Origin of the sequence: Streptomyces sp. NPDC053076 (assembly GCF_044546845.1) — a bacterium.
GTDB lineage: Bacteria > Actinomycetota > Actinomycetes > Streptomycetales > Streptomycetaceae > Streptomyces.
The window spans coordinates 228,639-244,594 of record NZ_JBITZL010000007.1 but is presented as its reverse complement, the minus strand read 5'-3'; the positions used below and the strand labels follow the sequence as shown (position 1 = coordinate 244,594).

Annotated in this window: 19 protein-coding genes; 9 read left to right on the top strand and 10 right to left on the bottom strand. The window is 69.2% G+C overall.

Annotation, left to right across the window (positions count from 1 at the left end; all coding sequences use genetic code 11):
* Positions 1-115: 115 nt before the first annotated feature.
* Positions 116-430 carry a hypothetical protein gene (locus ACIGYR_RS27455; RefSeq protein ID WP_391845926.1) on the bottom strand — a complete coding sequence of 105 codons (315 nt, stop codon included), beginning with the start codon at positions 428-430 and terminating at the stop codon, positions 116-118.
* A gap of 272 nt (positions 431-702) precedes the next feature.
* On the opposite strand from ACIGYR_RS27455, the gene rpsF reads away from it, so the two are divergent.
* From rpsF to rplI, 4 genes are all read left to right on the top strand, one after another.
* Positions 703-993, top strand: coding sequence for a 30S ribosomal protein S6 (gene rpsF / locus ACIGYR_RS27450; protein ID WP_070028831.1), 291 nt, complete (start codon positions 703-705; stop codon positions 991-993).
* 81 nt (positions 994-1,074) lie between these two features.
* Complete coding sequence (gene ssb, locus ACIGYR_RS27445) at positions 1,075-1,668, top strand: single-stranded DNA-binding protein (protein WP_391845923.1); 594 nt, start codon at positions 1,075-1,077, stop codon at positions 1,666-1,668.
* A 57-nt stretch (positions 1,669-1,725) separates the two neighbouring features.
* Positions 1,726-1,962, top strand: coding sequence for a 30S ribosomal protein S18 (gene rpsR / locus ACIGYR_RS27440; RefSeq protein ID WP_003949403.1), 237 nt, complete (start codon positions 1,726-1,728; stop codon positions 1,960-1,962).
* A gap of 18 nt (positions 1,963-1,980) precedes the next feature.
* Entirely contained in the window at positions 1,981-2,427 is a 447-nt protein-coding gene (gene rplI / locus ACIGYR_RS27435) for a 50S ribosomal protein L9 (protein ID WP_391845921.1), read from the top strand.
* Positions 2,428-2,588: 161 nt separating this feature from the next.
* Here the strand turns inward: rplI and ACIGYR_RS27430 are convergent, their stop codons facing one another.
* Positions 2,589-3,926: an MATE family efflux transporter gene (locus ACIGYR_RS27430; RefSeq protein WP_399603714.1), complete on the bottom strand. Its 1,338-nt coding sequence runs from the start codon at positions 3,924-3,926 to the stop codon at positions 2,589-2,591.
* 481 nt (positions 3,927-4,407) lie between these two features.
* Between ACIGYR_RS27430 and dnaB the strand changes: the two genes are divergently transcribed.
* Both dnaB and ACIGYR_RS27420 read left to right on the top strand, forming a co-directional pair.
* On the top strand, positions 4,408-5,886 hold the full coding sequence (gene dnaB / locus ACIGYR_RS27425) for a replicative DNA helicase (RefSeq protein ID WP_391845917.1): 1,479 nt from the start codon (positions 4,408-4,410) through the stop codon (positions 5,884-5,886).
* A 71-nt stretch (positions 5,887-5,957) separates the two neighbouring features.
* Positions 5,958-7,343: a serine hydrolase domain-containing protein gene (locus ACIGYR_RS27420; protein ID WP_399603718.1), complete on the top strand. Its 1,386-nt coding sequence runs from the start codon at positions 5,958-5,960 to the stop codon at positions 7,341-7,343.
* Positions 7,344-7,493: 150 nt separating this feature from the next.
* On the opposite strand, the gene ACIGYR_RS27415 is transcribed toward ACIGYR_RS27420, so the two are convergent.
* On the bottom strand, positions 7,494-7,946 hold the full coding sequence (locus ACIGYR_RS27415) for a GNAT family N-acetyltransferase (RefSeq protein ID WP_391845913.1): 453 nt from the start codon (positions 7,944-7,946) through the stop codon (positions 7,494-7,496).
* Positions 7,947-7,955: 9 nt separating this feature from the next.
* A complete protein-coding gene (locus tag ACIGYR_RS27410; protein WP_391845911.1) occupies positions 7,956-8,414 on the bottom strand; it encodes a MarR family winged helix-turn-helix transcriptional regulator in 459 nt (152 codons plus the stop codon).
* A 146-nt stretch (positions 8,415-8,560) separates the two neighbouring features.
* On the opposite strand from ACIGYR_RS27410, the gene ACIGYR_RS27405 reads away from it, so the two are divergent.
* Together ACIGYR_RS27405 and ACIGYR_RS27400 are read left to right on the top strand one after the other, a co-directional pair.
* Complete coding sequence (locus ACIGYR_RS27405) at positions 8,561-9,769, top strand: MFS transporter (protein WP_399603722.1); 1,209 nt, start codon at positions 8,561-8,563, stop codon at positions 9,767-9,769.
* Between the two features lie 143 nt (positions 9,770-9,912).
* Positions 9,913-10,332, top strand: a complete 420-nt coding sequence (locus tag ACIGYR_RS27400) for a heme-binding protein (RefSeq protein WP_399603724.1) — start codon at positions 9,913-9,915, stop codon at positions 10,330-10,332.
* A gap of 72 nt (positions 10,333-10,404) precedes the next feature.
* Here the strand turns inward: ACIGYR_RS27400 and ACIGYR_RS27395 are convergent, their stop codons facing one another.
* Positions 10,405-11,271 carry a GNAT family N-acetyltransferase gene (locus ACIGYR_RS27395; RefSeq protein ID WP_399603727.1) on the bottom strand — a complete coding sequence of 289 codons (867 nt, stop codon included), beginning with the start codon at positions 11,269-11,271 and terminating at the stop codon, positions 10,405-10,407.
* 150 nt (positions 11,272-11,421) lie between these two features.
* Between ACIGYR_RS27395 and ACIGYR_RS27390 the strand changes: the two genes are divergently transcribed.
* Positions 11,422-12,054: an HAD family hydrolase gene (locus tag ACIGYR_RS27390; RefSeq protein WP_399603730.1), complete on the top strand. Its 633-nt coding sequence runs from the start codon at positions 11,422-11,424 to the stop codon at positions 12,052-12,054.
* A 57-nt stretch (positions 12,055-12,111) separates the two neighbouring features.
* Here ACIGYR_RS27390 and ACIGYR_RS27385 read toward each other — a convergent pair whose 3' ends face one another.
* From ACIGYR_RS27385 to ACIGYR_RS27365, 5 genes are all read right to left on the bottom strand, one after another.
* Positions 12,112-12,594, bottom strand: a complete 483-nt coding sequence (locus ACIGYR_RS27385) for an NUDIX domain-containing protein (protein ID WP_391845901.1) — start codon at positions 12,592-12,594, stop codon at positions 12,112-12,114.
* Between the two features lie 87 nt (positions 12,595-12,681).
* Entirely contained in the window at positions 12,682-13,587 is a 906-nt protein-coding gene (locus tag ACIGYR_RS27380; RefSeq protein WP_399603732.1) for a LysR family transcriptional regulator, read from the bottom strand.
* Positions 13,588-13,859: 272 nt separating this feature from the next.
* Positions 13,860-15,008, bottom strand: a complete 1,149-nt coding sequence (locus ACIGYR_RS27375) for a cystathionine gamma-lyase (protein ID WP_399603735.1) — start codon at positions 15,006-15,008, stop codon at positions 13,860-13,862.
* Positions 15,005-15,496 carry a low molecular weight protein-tyrosine-phosphatase gene (locus tag ACIGYR_RS27370; RefSeq protein WP_399603737.1) on the bottom strand — a complete coding sequence of 164 codons (492 nt, stop codon included), beginning with the start codon at positions 15,494-15,496 and terminating at the stop codon, positions 15,005-15,007. Before ACIGYR_RS27370 ends, ACIGYR_RS27375 begins: the two co-directional genes overlap by 4 nt.
* A gap of 7 nt (positions 15,497-15,503) precedes the next feature.
* A complete protein-coding gene (locus tag ACIGYR_RS27365) occupies positions 15,504-15,881 on the bottom strand; it encodes a phage holin family protein (protein ID WP_391845893.1) in 378 nt (125 codons plus the stop codon).
* Positions 15,882-15,956 lie beyond the last annotated feature (75 nt).

The window sequence follows — 15,956 nt, the reverse complement described above, 5'->3', positions numbered from 1 at the left end:
GGGGCGCTCCTCGGGCTGGTGTGTCCCCATGGGTACAGGGGCTCCGGCTCTCGCGCGAAGCCTACTGCGCCGCGCGGGCGCCCCGACTGGGCCTATGGCGTGGAGTCCGGCGAGGTCAGCCGACGAGCCCACCGAACAGGCCGCCGTGGGCCATGCCGATCAGGAAACCGATCCCCGAGGCGCCGAGGCCCAGGATCAGGCCGAACCGCTCCCGTGTGGTCACCGAGATCCACTGGCCCCAGATGCCGACGGCCAGCCCGACCAGACCTGTCCACGAGGTCAGCAGGTGCAGGCTGTGGAAGAAGGACGTGATGAAGGACAGGACACCGAGCGCGAGAGTGATCGCCATCAGGGCGTCCTGGAGCGGACGGGACTTGCCGTCCGTGGCGAAGAGGGAACCGGCGATGGTGGGATGCGTTACCTGTGCCATGGGCACCTCCTGCGGAAAGCGGCGCATAGTAGCGCCGTACATACCCGACGTGTACAGAGTGACGGTCCTCACGGCCGGATTTCAACCGGAAGCGGGGGTGCGGGTAGTCTGTACCCTCTGCACCGGTGTCTGCCCACGCCTGCCCAGGTGACGCTGCGGGGTTCCTCACGGGACCCCGATTGTCAGTGGCGGCCGATACCGTTGCGTACGCATCACAACCCTCCTGCCACGGAACGACCGTGGCCGCTGAGTCCAAAGGAGGTGGGTTCCACATGCGTCACTACGAAGTGATGGTCATCCTCGACCCCGATCTCGAGGAGCGCGCTGTCTCCCCGCTGATCGAGAACTTCATGTCCGTCGTCCGTGACGGCGGCGGCAAGGTTGAGAAGGTCGACACCTGGGGCCGTCGTCGTCTCGCCTACGAGATCAAGAAGAAGCCCGAGGGCATCTACTCGGTCATCGACCTGCAGGCCGAGCCTGCGGTCGTCAAGGAGCTCGACCGCCAGATGAACCTGAACGAGTCGGTCCTCCGGACCAAGGTCCTCCGCCCCGAGACCCACTGAGCTTTCCCGCTCAGCTGATCTCGGGGATTCGAGTAGCAGCAACCAGCAGCCAGAGCAGCAAACCCGCCGAGAGGTTCCCCCATGGCAGGCGAGACCGTCATCACGGTCATCGGCAATCTTGTCGACGACCCCGAGCTGCGCTTCACCCCGTCCGGTGCGGCGGTCGCGAAGTTCCGCGTCGCGTCCACTCCCCGCACCTTCGACCGCCAGACGAACGAGTGGAAGGACGGCGAGAGCCTGTTCCTGACCTGCTCGGTCTGGCGTCAGGCGGCGGAGAACGTCGCCGAGTCGCTCCAGCGAGGCATGCGCGTCATCGTGCAGGGCCGGCTGAAGCAGCGGTCCTACGAGGACCGTGAGGGTGTCAAGCGCACGGTCTACGAGCTGGACGTCGACGAAGTCGGCCCCAGCCTGCGCAACGCCACTGCGAAGGTCACCAAGACCGCCGGTGGCGGGCGTGGTGGCCAGGGCGGCCAGGGTGGCTACGGCGGCGGTGGCGGCCAGGGTGGCGGCAGCTGGGGCGGAAGCCCCGGTGGCGGCCAGCAGAGCGGCGGCGCTCCGGCCGACGACCCGTGGGCGACCGGCGGTGCTCCCGCCGGTGGCAACCAGGGTGGCGGCGGCTGGGGCGGCGGCTCCGGCGGCGGTGGCGGCGGCTACTCGGACGAGCCCCCCTTCTAAGCCTTCGGGCCGAGGGTGGGTCGTACCCCAACTTCTTGATCACACAGGAGAAACACTATGGCGAAGCCGCCTGTGCGCAAGCCGAAGAAGAAGGTTTGCGCTTTCTGCAAGGACAAGGTCACGTACGTGGACTACAAGGACACGAACATGCTGCGGAAGTTCATTTCCGACCGCGGCAAGATCCGTGCCCGCCGCGTGACCGGCAACTGCACGCAGCACCAGCGTGACGTCGCCACGGCCGTCAAGAACAGCCGTGAGATGGCGCTGCTGCCCTACACCTCCACCGCGCGATAAGGGAAGGGTGACCGACTCATGAAGATCATCCTCACCCACGAGGTCTCCGGCCTCGGTGCCGCGGGCGACGTCGTCGACGTCAAGGACGGTTACGCTCGCAACTACCTGATCCCGCGGAAGTTCGCTATCCGCTGGACCAAGGGTGGCGAGAAGGACGTCGAGCAGATCCGTCGTGCTCGCAAGATCCACGAGATCCAGACCATCGAGCAGGCCAACGTTGTGAAGGCCCAGCTCGAGGGCGTCAAGGTCCGCCTGGCCGTCCGCTCCGGCGACGCCGGTCGTCTCTTCGGTTCCGTCACCCCGGCCGACATCGCTTCCGCGATCAAGGCTTCCGGTGGCCCCGAGGTCGACAAGCGCCGCATCGAGCTTTCCGCTCCGATCAAGACCCTGGGCGCCCACGAGACGTCCGTGCGTCTGCACCCCGAGGTTGCCGCCAAGGTCAACATCGAGGTCGTCGCGGCCTGATCGCCGCGTGATCGCCGCGCTCGCTTGAGCCGGTGAAAGGGGCCGTACCCATGAAGGGTGCGGCCCCTTTCCCATGACCGGGGTCGGTCGCAGCGGCATGTTTCACGTGAAACGGTCAGTGGCGTTCGGGTGAGACGGTCAGGTGGGTTCAGGTGAGACGGTCAGCGGGTCGCGCCCGTCACGATCCAGCGGCCTGAGCGACTCCGCAGCCACAGAGTCAGCATGCGGATCACCATCATCAACGTCATCGCTGCCCAGAGAGCGGTCAGGCCGCCGCCGAGCGCAGGAACGAGCAGGGCCGCGGGCGCGAACACCGCCAGTGTGACGACCATGGCTCCTGCCAGGTACGGCCCGTCACCCGCGCCCATCAGGACCCCGTCCAGGACGAACACGATCCCGCAGACGGGCTGGGAGAGTGCCACCAGCAGCAAGGCCGGCAGCGCGGCGTGCTTCACGACGGAGTCGCTCGTGAACAGCGGCAGGAAGAGCGGTCGCGTGGCCACGACGAGCAGGCCCAGTACGACACCGGACGCGATGCCCCACTGAATCATCCGGCGGCAGGCTTCGCGTGCCCCTCGGGAATCGCCCGCTCCGAGGTAGCGTCCGATGATGGCCTGCCCCGCGATCGCGATCGCGTCGAGCGCGAAGGACAGCAGGCTCCACAGGGACAGGATGATCTGGTGCGCGGCGATCTCGGCATCACCGAGACGAGCCGCGACCGCCGTGGCGATCATGAGGATCGCCCGCAGGGACAGCGTGCGGACCAGCAGGGGGACACCGGCCTGGGCCGAGGCCCGGATACCGGCGGCGTCCGGCCGGAGGGATGCGCCGTGCCGACGGGCCCCGCGTACGACCACCGTCAGGTAGACGGCGGCCATGCCGCACTGCGCGATGACCGTGCCCCAGGCCGAACCGGCGATCCCGAGTCCGGCGCCGTAGACCAGTCCCGCGTTGAGTCCGGCATTGGCGACGAAGCCGCCGACGGCGACGGCGAGCGGGGTCCTGGTGTCCTGCAGGCCGCGCAGCACTCCGGTCGCGCCAAGGACGATGAGCATGGCCGGGATGCCCAGGGCGGAGATACGCAGATAGGTGGTGGCATAAGGGGCCGCGGTCGTGGAGGCACCGAAGAGATCCACGATGCCGGAGGCCAGCGGCAGGACAGCAGCGATGACGGCGATGCCGAGCAGCAGCGCCAGCCAGATGCCGTCCATGCCCTGACGGATCGCCGCCCGGAGATCGCCGGCGCCGACGCGGCGGGCCACGGCGGCCGTGGTGGCATAGGCGAGGAAGACGAAGACGCTCACAGCAGTGGTGAGGAGCGCCGCGGCGACACCCAGACCGGCTAGCTGGGCGGTGCCGAGATGGCCGACGATCGCACTGTCCACCATGACGAAGAGAGGCTCGGCGACCAGCGCACCGAAGGCCGGGACGGCCAGCGCGACGATTTCTCGGTCGTGCCGCCGACGGGTGGCCTGGGGTATCTCGCGAGCCTGTGTCATGAGCATCAATCTAACCGTCCACAGGTAAGTGATGCAACTAGCTAGTGGTCCTTACTTCCTGTCTGAGGTGGTGTCCTTTCGGGTACCGTTCGAAGCGATCTTGGCCCGACTGGGGAAGTTTTTCTTCTGCACAGCCGGTGGATCGAAAAGTTGCAGGTCAGTGGCTTGTTGCTGGCGAGATCGAGGTCTTGTTCACAGGGCTGTCCACCGGGTCGTGCACAGGTTTCGCCGAGTTCTCCACAGCATCGGGGCGGTCGTCCACATGGCCTGTGGATAACCAGATTGGCTGACGGTGCCGACGGGCCTACCGTTGTCCGGCGCCCGCTCCTTCTCCCGGCCCGGCGCGTGTCCTTCGTCCGGCCCGGGAACCGTCATAAATCCGACGCTCCAGAACCGGAGTTGGGCCTCTTATTTGTCAGTGTCGTGCCGTACAAAAGAGGCCACGGCGAGGTCCGCCGTGCGGACGGGAGGAGGTGGCTCGGTGAGTATTTCCGAGCCCTTGGACGATCCGTGGGCCGACAGCGGGCCCAGCGATCGTCTGCCGGCTTCCCGTCGGCGCGGTGACGGCGGCCGGGGCCGTGACGAGCAGCACGACCGGGGCCGGGACAACGAAACCTGGGACGGCGGAGGTTCCTCGTTCGAGCGCGTGCCGCCCCAGGACCTGGACGCCGAGCAGTCCGTGCTGGGCGGCATGCTGCTGTCCAAGGACGCCATCGCCGACGTCGTCGAGATCCTCAAGGGCCACGACTTCTACAAGCCCGCGCACGAGACGATCTACCAGGCCATCCTGGACGTCTACGCCAAGGGTGAGCCGGCCGACCCGATCACCATCGCCGCCGAACTCACCAAGCGCGGTGAGATCAACAAGGTCGGCGGCGCCGCGTATCTGCACAGCCTCGTCCAGACCGTGCCGACGGCGGCCAATGCCGAGTACTACGCGGAGATCGTCCACGAGCGGGCCGTCCTGCGCCGCCTGGTCGAAGCCGGCACGCGCATCACACAGATGGGATACGCGGCCGACGGAGACGTGGACGAGATCGTCAACCGCGCCCAGGCCGAGATCTACGCCGTCACCGAGCAGCGCACCAGCGAGGACTACCTCCCGCTCGGCGACATCATGGAAGGCGCCCTCGACGAGATCGAGGCGATCGGCTCGCGCAGCGGCGAGATGACGGGCGTGCCCACCGGCTTCACCGACTTCGACTCGTTGACGAACGGCCTTCACCCCGGACAGATGATCGTCATCGCGGCGCGTCCCGCCATGGGTAAGTCGACCCTCGCACTGGACTTCGCGCGGGCCGCCTCCATCAAGCACAACCTCCCGAGCGTCATCTTCTCGCTCGAGATGGGCCGCAACGAGATCGCGATGCGCCTGCTGTCGGCCGAGGCGCGGGTCGCCCTGCACCACATGCGGTCCGGCACGATGACCGACGAGGACTGGACACGGCTCGCCCGCCGAATGCCGGACGTGTCGGCCGCGCCGCTGTACATCGACGACTCCCCGAACCTGTCGATGATGGAGATCCGGGCCAAGTGCCGGCGCCTGAAGCAGCGCAACGATCTGAAGCTGGTCGTCATCGACTACCTCCAGCTGATGCAGAACGGCGGCTCGAAGCGCGCCGAGAGCCGTCAGCAGGAGGTCTCGGACATGTCCCGTAACCTCAAGCTGCTGGCCAAGGAGCTGGAGATCCCCGTCATCGCGCTCTCCCAGCTCAACCGTGGCCCCGAGCAGCGCACCGACAAGAAGCCGATGGTCTCCGACCTGCGTGAGTCCGGCTCCATCGAGCAGGACGCCGACATGGTCATCCTGCTGCACCGTGAGGACGCGTACGAGAAGGAGTCACCGCGCGCGGGCGAGGCCGACCTGATCGTCGCCAAGCACCGAAACGGTCCCACCGCCACGATCACGGTCGCCTTCCAGGGCCACTACTCCCGTTTCGTGGACATGGCACAGACCTGATCCGCCCGGCACGGTCCCGTGTCCCGGCAAATGAATTCGACGCCCGCCGCAGCAGCAGATGGACTGGGTCCATGACGACAACTCAGGAAGCGCTGCTCCCGGGGACCCGGCGTGTCCTGCTGCACCGGATCGCCGTGGCGCAGGCCGAAGGACGGGCTCCGTCGCTGGTAGCCGCAGTGGTTCGGGACGGGCAGGCCGTGTGGCACGGTGCGCGGACCTCGGTGGACGGCCACGCACCGGACGAGACCGTGCAGTACCGGATCGGGTCCATCACCAAGACCTTCACCGCCGTCCTGGTGATGCGGCTGCGCGACGAGGGTCTGCTCGATCTCGGTGATCCGCTGGAGAAGCATCTGCCGGGCACCGGTGCGGGGGAGGCGACGATCGCGGACCTGCTCGCGCACACGGCCGGGCTGGCGGCCGAATCGCCCGCACCCTGGTGGGAACGGACGCCCGGCTCCCTGCGGCCCGAGCTGAGCGATGTGCTCGGGGAGCAGCCCCTGCTGCATCCCGTCGGTCGTCGGCACCATTACTCCAACCCTGGCTACACCGTGCTCGGCGCCCTGGTCGAGGGGCTGCGCGGCGCTCCCTGGGAGGAGGTGCTGCGCGACGAGATCCTGGTGCCGCTCGGCCTGCACCGGACGAGCGCACAGCCCGAGCCACCACACTCGGGCGGCTGGGCCGTGCACCCGTGGGCCGACGCGATGATGCCTGAGCCGATGGAGGACCTGGGCCGGATGGCGCCGGCCGGTCAACTCTGGTCGACGACCGGGGATCTCGCGCGGTTCGCCGCGTTCCTGGCCCGGGGAGACGACCGGGTCCTGAGCGCGCGGTCGGTACGGGAGATGCGTACCCCGGCGGCGCCGGCCGAGGCCGCGGACGTGATGGACGGAGTCACCTACGGCCTGGGCATGCAGGTTCAGCGCCGTGACGGGCGGCTGCTCGTCGGGCACTCCGGCTCACTGCCGGGATTTCTGGCGAACCTCACCATCGCTGTGGAGGACGACGTGGCAGCGGTGGTGCTCGCCAACTGCACCAGCGGACCGCTGCTGGGTGCCGTGGGAGCGGACCTCGTCCGGATCGTCGCGGAGGCGGAGCCCCGTATCCCCGACCCCTGGCGGCCACTGCGCGAAGTCGATCCGTCGGTGCTGGAGCTGGTGGGGCAGTGGTACTGGGGCACCCACGCCTTCGGCCTGCGCGCGGGCGCCGACGGTCTTCTCACGCTGGCACCGCTGGCCGGCGGTGGTCGTAGGGCCCGCTTCCATGCGAACGGCGACGGCACCTGGACCGGCCTGGAGGGCTATTACGCCGGAGAAGTGCTGCGGCCGGTGCGGCGCCCGGACGGGTCTGTGAGCCACCTCGATCTCGGCTCGTTCGTGTTCACCCGGCAGCCGTACGACCCCGGGGCCCCGGTGCCCGGTGGCGTGGACCCGGAGGGGTGGCGGGGCATCGGCTAGCCCGTAGATGCGCACGGGGTGTGTTTCACGTGAAACACACCCCCTGGGTCGCCTCGGCGCTCCGGCGACCCGGTACAGGTCTCAAGGCGGCTCCACCGGTTCCGTCGGGGCGTGGCCCTCCCGGCGGCCCCTCGGCGGCTGCGGGACCGGTCAGAGGCGGAGCTTGAAGCCCTCGTGCGAGGCCGTGAAGCCCAGTCGCTCATAGAAGCGGTGGGCGTCGGTGCGCGTCTTGTCGGACGTCAGCTGCACCATCTGGCAGTCGAGCCGCCGGGAGGTGTCGATCGCCCACTCGATCAGCCGGCTGCCCAGACCGCTGCCCCGCTCCTCGGCATGGATGCGTACGGCCTCGATGAGCGCGCGGGTGGCGCCCTTGTGCGAGAGCCCAGGGATGATCGTGAGTTGCAGGGTTCCGATCACACGGCCCTCCCGCACGGCGACGACGACATGCTGATTCGGGTCGGAGGCGAGGCGTTCGAGTGCGGTCCGGTACGGAGTCAGGTCGTCGAGTGACTCGCGCTGGGCCCCGAGCGGATCGTCAGCGAGCATCGCGACGATCGCCGACAGGTCGTCGGTGGTCGCGGCGCGTATTTCAAGATCTCCCATGCGCGCACCCTACGGGGCCACGTTCAGGGACTCCACCACCCGGACCAGCGGGGCCAGTTCGGGGCTCTTGGCGGCGTCGTCCAGGGCTTCGCGCAGAGCGGCGTCGTTGGTGGGCCGCGCCTCCTCCAGCAGATCCAGGCCGGCCGCGGTGACGTTGGTGTAGATGCCGCGCCGGTCGGTGGGGCAGAGGTAGCGCTCCAGCAGGCCGCGGTCCTCCAGCCGGGTCACCAGGCGGGTGGTGGCGCTCTGGCTGAGCACCACCGCGTCGGCGACCTGCTTCATCTGCAGATGTCCGCCCTCACCGGCGTGCTGCCTGCTGAGCACATCCAGCAGGGAGTACTCGCGCACGCTCAGATCGTGCCTGGCCTGCAGGGCGCGCTCGATGTGCGCCTCGATCCTTCCGTGCAGCGCAGAAAGGGCGCACCAGCCCTGGGCGAGGGCGGTGAGCGCAGGGTCCGTCGCTGTCATTGGCGTTCTCCTCCGTCCCGGAGCGGCTGCACCACAAGAGTAGAGCACCGACGCAATAGTCGGCGGTTGCATGTAGCCCGCGTCTGCAATTATTGTGGACGAACGCAAAGCGCTCCTGCAATCGTTTGGGAAGGTTTAACCCCCTCATGCCTCTCGCGCTTCTGGCCCTCGCGATCGGGGCCTTCGGAATCGGAACGACCGAGTTCGTGATCATGGGCTTGCTGCCCGACGTCGCGGGTGACTTCGGGGTCTCCATCCCCACGGCCGGCCTGCTCGTGACCGGCTACGCGCTCGGCGTGGTCATCGGTGCCCCGCTGATGACCGTGCTCGGTACCAAGGTCCCGCGCAAGCGGATGCTGATGCTGCTGATGGGCCTCTTCACCGCCGGAAACCTGCTCTCCGCCGTGGCTCCCGCCTTCGGAATCATGCTGATCGGACGGGTGGTCGCCTCGCTCGCTCACGGCGCCTTCTTCGGTATCGGCTCGGTCGTGGCGGCCGGGCTGGTCGCACCGGACAAGAAGGCCGGCGCCATCGCCATGATGTTCACCGGTCTGACCGTCGCCAATGTCATCGGCGTCCCGCTGGGCACGCTCATCGGACAGAGCGTCGGCTGGCGTGTCACCTTCGGCGTCGTCGCCGCCCTGGGTGTGATCGGTCTCGCAGGTATCGCCAAGCTCGTTCCCGAACTGCCGCGCCCGGAGGGCGTACACCTGCGGCATGAGCTGGCCGCCTTCAAGAACGCCCAGGTCCTGCTGGCCATGGCGATGACCGTCCTCGGCTTCGGCGGCGTGTTCGCGGCCATCACCTACATCGCGCCGATGATGACCCGCATCGCCGGTTTCGCCGACGGCTCGGTCACCTGGCTGCTGGTCCTGTTCGGCCTCGGCATGGTCGGCGGCAACCTCATCGGCGGCAAGTTCGCCGACCGCGCCCTGATGCCCATGCTGTACGTCTCCCTGGGCGCCCTGGCCGTCGTCCTGGCCCTCTTCACGCTCACCGCCCACAACAAGATCGCCGCTGCGGTGACCATCGCGCTGATCGGAGCCCTGGGGTTCGCCACCGTGCCGCCACTGCAGAAGCGCGTCCTCGACCAGGCACACGGTGCGCCGACGCTCGCCTCGGCCGTGAACATCGGCGCCTTCAACCTGGGCAACGCCCTGTCCGCCTGGCTCGGCGGCATGGTGATCGCGGCCGGCTTCGGCTACACGGCCCCCAACTGGGTCGGCGCCGCCCTCGCCGCTGCCGCCCTGGTGCTCGCCCTGCTCTCCGCCGCGCTGGAACGCCGCGACCGGACGCAGAGCACCGCGGTCGCGTCCGGGATGCCGACCGGGCAGCGGACGCCCGCCCCTCGCTGAGCCGCCCGCATCCCGGACGCCCGCCCATCACTGAGCCGCCCGGCATCCCGGACGCCTCGTCGCCCAGCCCCACAGACCTCCGTGCCGGGGCCCTTCCCCGGCACGGCAAGCACCCTCTACAGCACCACCGAGGAGACACCTCCATGAGCACCACCGCCGTCACCCCGCTCACCACCGAGGACGCCGAACTGCTCGTCGCCACGGCCCGCCGGGCGGCCGAGGACGCCGGAGTCACCGTCAGCGTCACCGTCCTGGACGCCGGCGGCCACCTGCTCGCCTTCCGCCGGGACGACCGGGCCGTGCTGATCTCCGGCGAGACGAGCACACGCAAGGCATACACGGCCCTCCAGTTGAACGCGCCCACGGCAGACCTCGTCGACGCCGTCCAGCCCGGCGGTCTCTTCCACACGCTGCCCACGGCCCTCGACCGGCCCCTGCTGTTCATCGCGGGCGGTATCCCCGTCCACCGGGACGGCCGGCTGATCGGTGCGATCGGTGTCGGCGGCGGCTCGCCGGAGCAGGACCACGGCTTCGCCGACGCCGCCGTGAAGGCGCTCGCCTGAGCCCGTAGCCGGACTTCATGACGCCGGCCCCGCCGCTTCGAGCGGCGGGGCCGGCGCGCGTCGTTCGTGGGCTCAGCCGGCGGCGACCGTCAGCGGTGCGAACCGCCGGCTCCAGTCCCCGGGGAGGTCGGTGATGCCGTAGGTCATCACCGAGTTGAAGGCCACCGAGCCCAGCCCCCGCTGCTTGGCCCAGGTCAACAGCTCCTCGTGGCGCACGTCGATGTCGGTGCGCAGAGGACGCTCCGTACGGGCCGCCAGCGAGACGATGAGGGCCTTGGCGGTCTCCGTGTCCTGGGCGATCAGCGGGCCGACGACATGGGTGTCCATGTTGGGCCATGCGGCCGCGTAGCCGATGAGCCGACCGTCCTCCTCGGCCACCCGCAGCTGGTCGGCGAAGGCCGGCAGCCGGGTGATGAGAGGTGTGCGATCGGTGCCGAACACCTCCTCGTCCAGGCGCAGGATTGCCGGGAGGTCATCCGCGGTGGCAGCGCGCGTGGCGACACCGGAGGCCGGGCCACCGGGAGAGAAGCGGCCCATCAGCATCTCTGCCCGGCCCACCACCTTGAAGCCGAGCTCCTCGTAGAGGGGGCGACCGTTGCGGGTGGCGTGCAGGGTGAGCGGAGTGGTCCCCATGCTGGATACGACATGCCGCATCAAGCGGCGCCCGACGCCCAGGCGGGCATGGCGTTCGGCCACCAGCACCATGCCGATGGCGCCGAGATCCGGCCGCCCCCATGCGCCGTACTCCGTGACCACGCACGCGGCGACGAGGCCGCCGTGGGGGTCGTCGATGCCGAATCCCTTCCCGGCTGTGAGGAGGAAGCCCCACTTGTGTTCCTCGCGTGGCCACCCCCGGTCTTCGGACAGGTCGGCGCAGGCAGTCAGATCGCGAAGCGTCAGACGGCGGATGGGCAGAGTGGCGAGGGAAGGAGTTGACACGCAGGTCAGGCTGTCCGACCGGCACCCCTGCCGTCCACCCGTTTCGAGGCAGACACACGTGCTTTTGGCCATCTCGTGGCCATGCGCACAGCTCAGGGGCAGCGCCGCTGTTTCACGTGAAACAGCGGGGGACGACTAGCCTTCGGGGCCATGGCGAGACTTCATCTCTTCGACCTTGACGGCACGTTGTTGCACGGGACCACGGCCCCGGTGGAGATTTCGCGCCAGTTGGGCCTGGAAGCCGAGACGGTGGCGCTGGACCGTGCGATCGCGGAGGGACGGATCGGTCCGCCGGAGTACGCTGCGCAGGTGTACGACCTGTGGTCGGATCTGACCGAGGCACACGTGCGGGCCGCGTTCGAGGCTGCCCCCTGGCTGGCCCGGATCCGCGAGGTCTGGGCGGAGATCAGAAGCGCGGGCGAATACTGCGCAGTGGTGTCTCTCTCGCCCTCCTTCTTCGTGGAACGCCTCCTCGACTGGGGCGCCCACGCGGCCCATGGATCCCTCTTTCCGGCCGTGCCGTTCACCCAGCCCGTCGATCCGTCCGGGGCGCTCAACGCCGCGGCCAAAGTGACCATCGCACAGCGGCTCTGCGAGGAGTTCGGCGTGACGCGAGCGGACTGCGTGGCGTACGGCGACTCGTCATCGGACAAAGATCTGTTCGCTGTCGTACCGGTGTCCGTGGCGGTCAACGCCGATGCCCACCTGACCGGCCTCGCAACGCACTCCTACACAGGGCAGGACCTGTGGGAAGCCTATGCATTGGTCGGCCCCGCACGGTAGTTGACGCCGTGGGCACCGGCGTGGCCCGTCAAGGCGCGGGTGGCGAATCGAACCGGCTCATCCGAGGTCGGGGGCGTGCATGGCGCGCACTCCCTCGATGTTCCCGTCCAGGTAGTGGCGCAGGGACAGCGGGACGAGGTGGACGGAGGCGATACCGACGCGGGTGAAGGGGATGCGGACGATCTCGTACTCACCGGCCGGCTCGTCCACTTCGGGGCCGTGGCGCTGGGCCGGGTCCATGGATTCGAGCCGGCAGACGAAGAAGTGCTGCACCTTCACGCCGGTCGCGCCGCCGTCCTCGCCGATGTGCTCCACCGTGTCGACGAAACACGGCACCACATCGGTGATCTTCGCGCCGAGTTCCTCGTGCACCTCCCGGTGCAGGGCGTCCACGACGGTCGAGTCACCGGGCTCGACCCCGCCACCGGGAGTGACCCAGTAGGGATCGACGCCGGGCTTGGTGCGCTTGATCAGGATCAGGTCGTCACCATCAAGGAGAACGGCACGGGCGGTGCGCTTGACCACGGGGCGGACGGTCATGGGAGAAATGTGGCCCGGCTGGTTCCACGTGAAACATCACAAAGCGCCACGACGCGAACGCAGCGCGTGTACTCCGCTCGAACGGCGTCAGCACCAGGCCGCGGCAGCCTGCTGGAGCCGGTCGTGGGCCCGCGCGACATGGGGCATGGCGAGCGTGCCGGTCCGCACCACCAGGAAGTAGGTACGCAGCGGTGGCACCGCCGGGTCGATCAGGGTGACGACCGTGCCGTGCTTCAGAGCCGAGGTGCACAGGTAGCGGGGCAGTACCGCCAGTCCGGCTCCGGCGACCGCACAGGCGAGCACCGCCCGTAGATCAGGAACGATCACCGTGCCCGTGGCGGCCGGACGGCAGTCGAAGACGGAGGCCCAGTAACGCGAGACGAACGGCAGAGACTCGTGGACCTCGACGACGGGCAGGTGCTCCAGGGCCTGCGCGCCCTTCAGCCGCACGGCGTCCGAGCCGATCTGCTCCACCCAGCGCGGGGCCGCGACCAGCACATGCTCCTCGTCGCAGAGCGGAGTGGCGGTGAGCAGGGCTCCGCGTGGCCGGGCCGTGCTGATGGCCAGATCGTGGTGTCCGCAGGCCAGCCCGTCCAGCGTCTCCTCGGTCGTCCCGAAAGAGGCACGCAGCGCGAAGCCCTGGCCGTCGTCGCCGGTCAGCTCCGTGAGGGCGGGCAGAGCGCGCTCGGCGGTGAACTCAGGAGGGCCGGCCAGGTACAGCGTCCGCAACGAGGACTCGTCGCCCAGACCGCTTTCGGCTATCTCCACGAGGGCGTCGAGATGTGGCGCAGCCCTGTGCGCGAGTTCGTCGCCGATCGTCGTCGGGGTCACCCCGCGTGCCTGACGAAGGAACAAGGGTCTGCCGAGCTGACGCTCCAGCGTGCGGATCTGCGAGGTGACGGTGGGCTGGGAAAGGCCGAGCAGCGCGGCGGCCCGGGTGAAGGAGCCGGCCCTGTGCACGGTGACGAAGGTCCGCAGCAAGGCCAGATCCATGGCATGCCCTCCCCGGTCACTGCCTCCTCGCCCTCCTCCGGCCTCCAGGCAGGCACCAACTATAAATATGTCGATAGGCCCCTGTCGCTAAGGTGATTGGACACTGACACGGAGTCAACTAGCCTTGTCCGTGCGGTCTTTCCCCAGGGGAAGCCGTAGACGGTCCGAGCCACGAGGGGGGAGGCTCGGACCGTCCCGAAGGCATCGACGGCACCGTCGCCTCCTGAGCGACCGGGCGGCGGGCGAAGGCGACCGGGCGGACGCGGAAGCGCCTACTCGGCGGATTCGTCCAGGGCGCGCAGGACGTCGGCCACCAGGTCCTCGGGGTCCTCCGCGCCGACGGACATGCGGATGAAGCCCTCCGGGACGGCGTCCCCGCCCCAGCGCCGACGGCGTTCGGCCGTGGACCGTACCCCGCCGAAGCTCGTCGCGTCCTCCACCAGGCGCAGGGCCGCGAGGAAGCGCTCGGCACGCGCGCGCGTGGGCAGCGTGAACGAGACGACACAGCCGTAGCGGCGCATCTGCTGCGTGGCGATCTTGTGCGAGGGGTCGTCGGGCAGACCCGGATAGCGCAGGCCGGAGACCTCGGGCCGCTGCCGCAGTGCCTCCGCGACGGCGAGGGCGGTGGCATTCTGCCGGTCGACGCGCAGCTGGAGCGTGGCGATGGAGCGGTGCGCGAGCCACGCCTCCATGGGCCCGGAGATCGCGCCGACGATCTTGCGCCAGCGTCGTACGGCGGCCATCGCCTCGGCGTCCTGGCCGGTGACGTAGCCCAGCAGGACATCACCGTGCCCGGTGAGCTGCTTGGTGCCGCTGGCCACGGAGAAGTCGGCGCCCAGCTCCAGCGGGCGCTGCCCGAGCGGGGTGGCGAGGGTGTTGTCGACGGCCACCAGGACGCCACGCGCGTGTGCCGCCTCCGTCAGCCGCCGGATGTCGCACACGTCGAGCCCGGGGTTGGACGGAGACTCGATCCACAGCAGCCGCGCCCCGTCCAGCAGCTCCAGCTGGGCGTCACCGCCGGTCGGCGCGGTGCGCACCTCGATGCCGTAGGTCTCCAGCTGGGCGCCGACCATCGGCAGCACCTGATAGCCGTCGGAGGGCAGCACGACCGCGTCTCCGGCGCGCAGCTGGGAGAACAGCACGGAGGAGATCGCCGCCATGCCGGAGGCGAACACCAGCGTCTCCACGTCCTCCCGGCCCGGGGCCTCCAGCTCGCCGATGGCCCGCTCCAGCAGCGTCCAGGTCGGGTTGTCGTCACGGCCGTACAGGTACGGTCCCGTCACCTCGCCGGGCAGGTGGAAGTGTGCCGCGAAGACCGGTCCGGGCAGGGTCGGCTCGTGCTTGACCGGCTCGGGCAGACCCGCCCGTACCGCGCGCGTGCCGTCGCCGGTGCGGTCCTCGTCCTTCGTGCCATCGCTCATGCGGCCCTTCCTTCCAGTTCTTCCCGTACGGCGGCGAGCAGGCCGGCGCTCGCCGCCTCCACCCTCCCAAGGCACTCCTCGAAGCCGTCCCGGCCCCCGTAGTACGGGTCCGGTACCTCGAGGTCGTCGCCGGCGGCGGGGTCGTAGGAGGAGAGCAGGCGGATCTTGCGCGCGTCCTCCTCGGTGGGCGCCAGCCGCCGCAGGGCCCTGAGGTGGCCGGTGTCGAGGGCTATCACCAGGTCGAGGCGGGCGAACCACGACAGCTGGAACTGGCGGGCCGTGTGCTCGCTGTCGTAGCCGTGCTCCTCCAGGACCGAGACGGTGCGCGGGTCGGCCGGCTCGCCCTCGTGCCAGCCGCCGGTGCCGGCGCTGTCGGCCACCACCAGGCCCTCCAGCCCGGCCCCCGCCACACGCGCGCGGAAGACGGATTCGGCCATCGGGGAGCGGCAGATGTTGCCGGTGCACACGAAGCAGACACGGTAGGTCATGGTGCGCTCAGTCCTCGTCCGGCAGGACGACGTGCAGCGCCCAGGAGACGACGGAGATGATCAGACCGCCGAGGACGGCCGTCCAGAAGCCCTCCACATGGAAGCTCAGGTCGAGCTTGCCGCACACCCAGGAGGTCAGCATCAGCATCAGCGCGTTCACGACCAGGGTGATCAGGCCCAGGGTCAGGATGAACAGCGGGAAGGTGAGTACCTTCACGATCGGCTTGACCAGCCAGTTCACCAAGCCGAAGATCAGGGCGACGACGATCAGCGTGCCGGCCTTCTTGGCGGTGTTGTCACCGGTAAGGGTGATCTTGTCGAGCAGCCACACGGCGACTGCCAGGGCGCCCGCGTTGACGATCGTCTTGACTACGAAATTCTTCATGTATCTGATCGTGGCAGACCGGACGGCACAGTGACCGGACGGGCGACGAGCGGTGCGACGGCGAGCACGGAAACG

What these genes read in the sequence shown, in the direction of transcription:
- ACIGYR_RS27455 (WP_391845926.1), bottom strand. Translation starts at nt 430, where the DNA reads ATGGCACAGGTAACGCATCCCACCATCGCCGGTTCCCTCTTCGCCACG.
- rpsF (WP_070028831.1), top strand. Translation starts at nt 703, where the DNA reads ATGCGTCACTACGAAGTGATGGTCATCCTCGACCCCGATCTCGAGGAG.
- ssb (WP_391845923.1), top strand. Translation starts at nt 1,075, where the DNA reads ATGGCAGGCGAGACCGTCATCACGGTCATCGGCAATCTTGTCGACGAC.
- rpsR (WP_003949403.1), top strand. Translation starts at nt 1,726, where the DNA reads ATGGCGAAGCCGCCTGTGCGCAAGCCGAAGAAGAAGGTTTGCGCTTTC.
- rplI (WP_391845921.1), top strand. Translation starts at nt 1,981, where the DNA reads ATGAAGATCATCCTCACCCACGAGGTCTCCGGCCTCGGTGCCGCGGGC.
- ACIGYR_RS27430 (WP_399603714.1), bottom strand. Translation starts at nt 3,926, where the DNA reads ATGACACAGGCTCGCGAGATACCCCAGGCCACCCGTCGGCGGCACGAC.
- ACIGYR_RS27420 (WP_399603718.1), top strand. Translation starts at nt 5,958, where the DNA reads ATGACGACAACTCAGGAAGCGCTGCTCCCGGGGACCCGGCGTGTCCTG.
- ACIGYR_RS27415 (WP_391845913.1), bottom strand. Translation starts at nt 7,946, where the DNA reads ATGGGAGATCTTGAAATACGCGCCGCGACCACCGACGACCTGTCGGCG.
- ACIGYR_RS27410 (WP_391845911.1), bottom strand. Translation starts at nt 8,414, where the DNA reads ATGACAGCGACGGACCCTGCGCTCACCGCCCTCGCCCAGGGCTGGTGC.
- ACIGYR_RS27405 (WP_399603722.1), top strand. Translation starts at nt 8,561, where the DNA reads ATGCCTCTCGCGCTTCTGGCCCTCGCGATCGGGGCCTTCGGAATCGGA.
- ACIGYR_RS27400 (WP_399603724.1), top strand. Translation starts at nt 9,913, where the DNA reads ATGAGCACCACCGCCGTCACCCCGCTCACCACCGAGGACGCCGAACTG.
- ACIGYR_RS27390 (WP_399603730.1), top strand. Translation starts at nt 11,422, where the DNA reads ATGGCGAGACTTCATCTCTTCGACCTTGACGGCACGTTGTTGCACGGG.
- ACIGYR_RS27385 (WP_391845901.1), bottom strand. Translation starts at nt 12,594, where the DNA reads ATGACCGTCCGCCCCGTGGTCAAGCGCACCGCCCGTGCCGTTCTCCTT.
- ACIGYR_RS27380 (WP_399603732.1), bottom strand. Translation starts at nt 13,587, where the DNA reads ATGGATCTGGCCTTGCTGCGGACCTTCGTCACCGTGCACAGGGCCGGC.
- ACIGYR_RS27375 (WP_399603735.1), bottom strand. Translation starts at nt 15,008, where the DNA reads ATGAGCGATGGCACGAAGGACGAGGACCGCACCGGCGACGGCACGCGC.
- ACIGYR_RS27370 (WP_399603737.1), bottom strand. Translation starts at nt 15,496, where the DNA reads ATGACCTACCGTGTCTGCTTCGTGTGCACCGGCAACATCTGCCGCTCC.
- ACIGYR_RS27365 (WP_391845893.1), bottom strand. Translation starts at nt 15,881, where the DNA reads ATGAAGAATTTCGTAGTCAAGACGATCGTCAACGCGGGCGCCCTGGCA.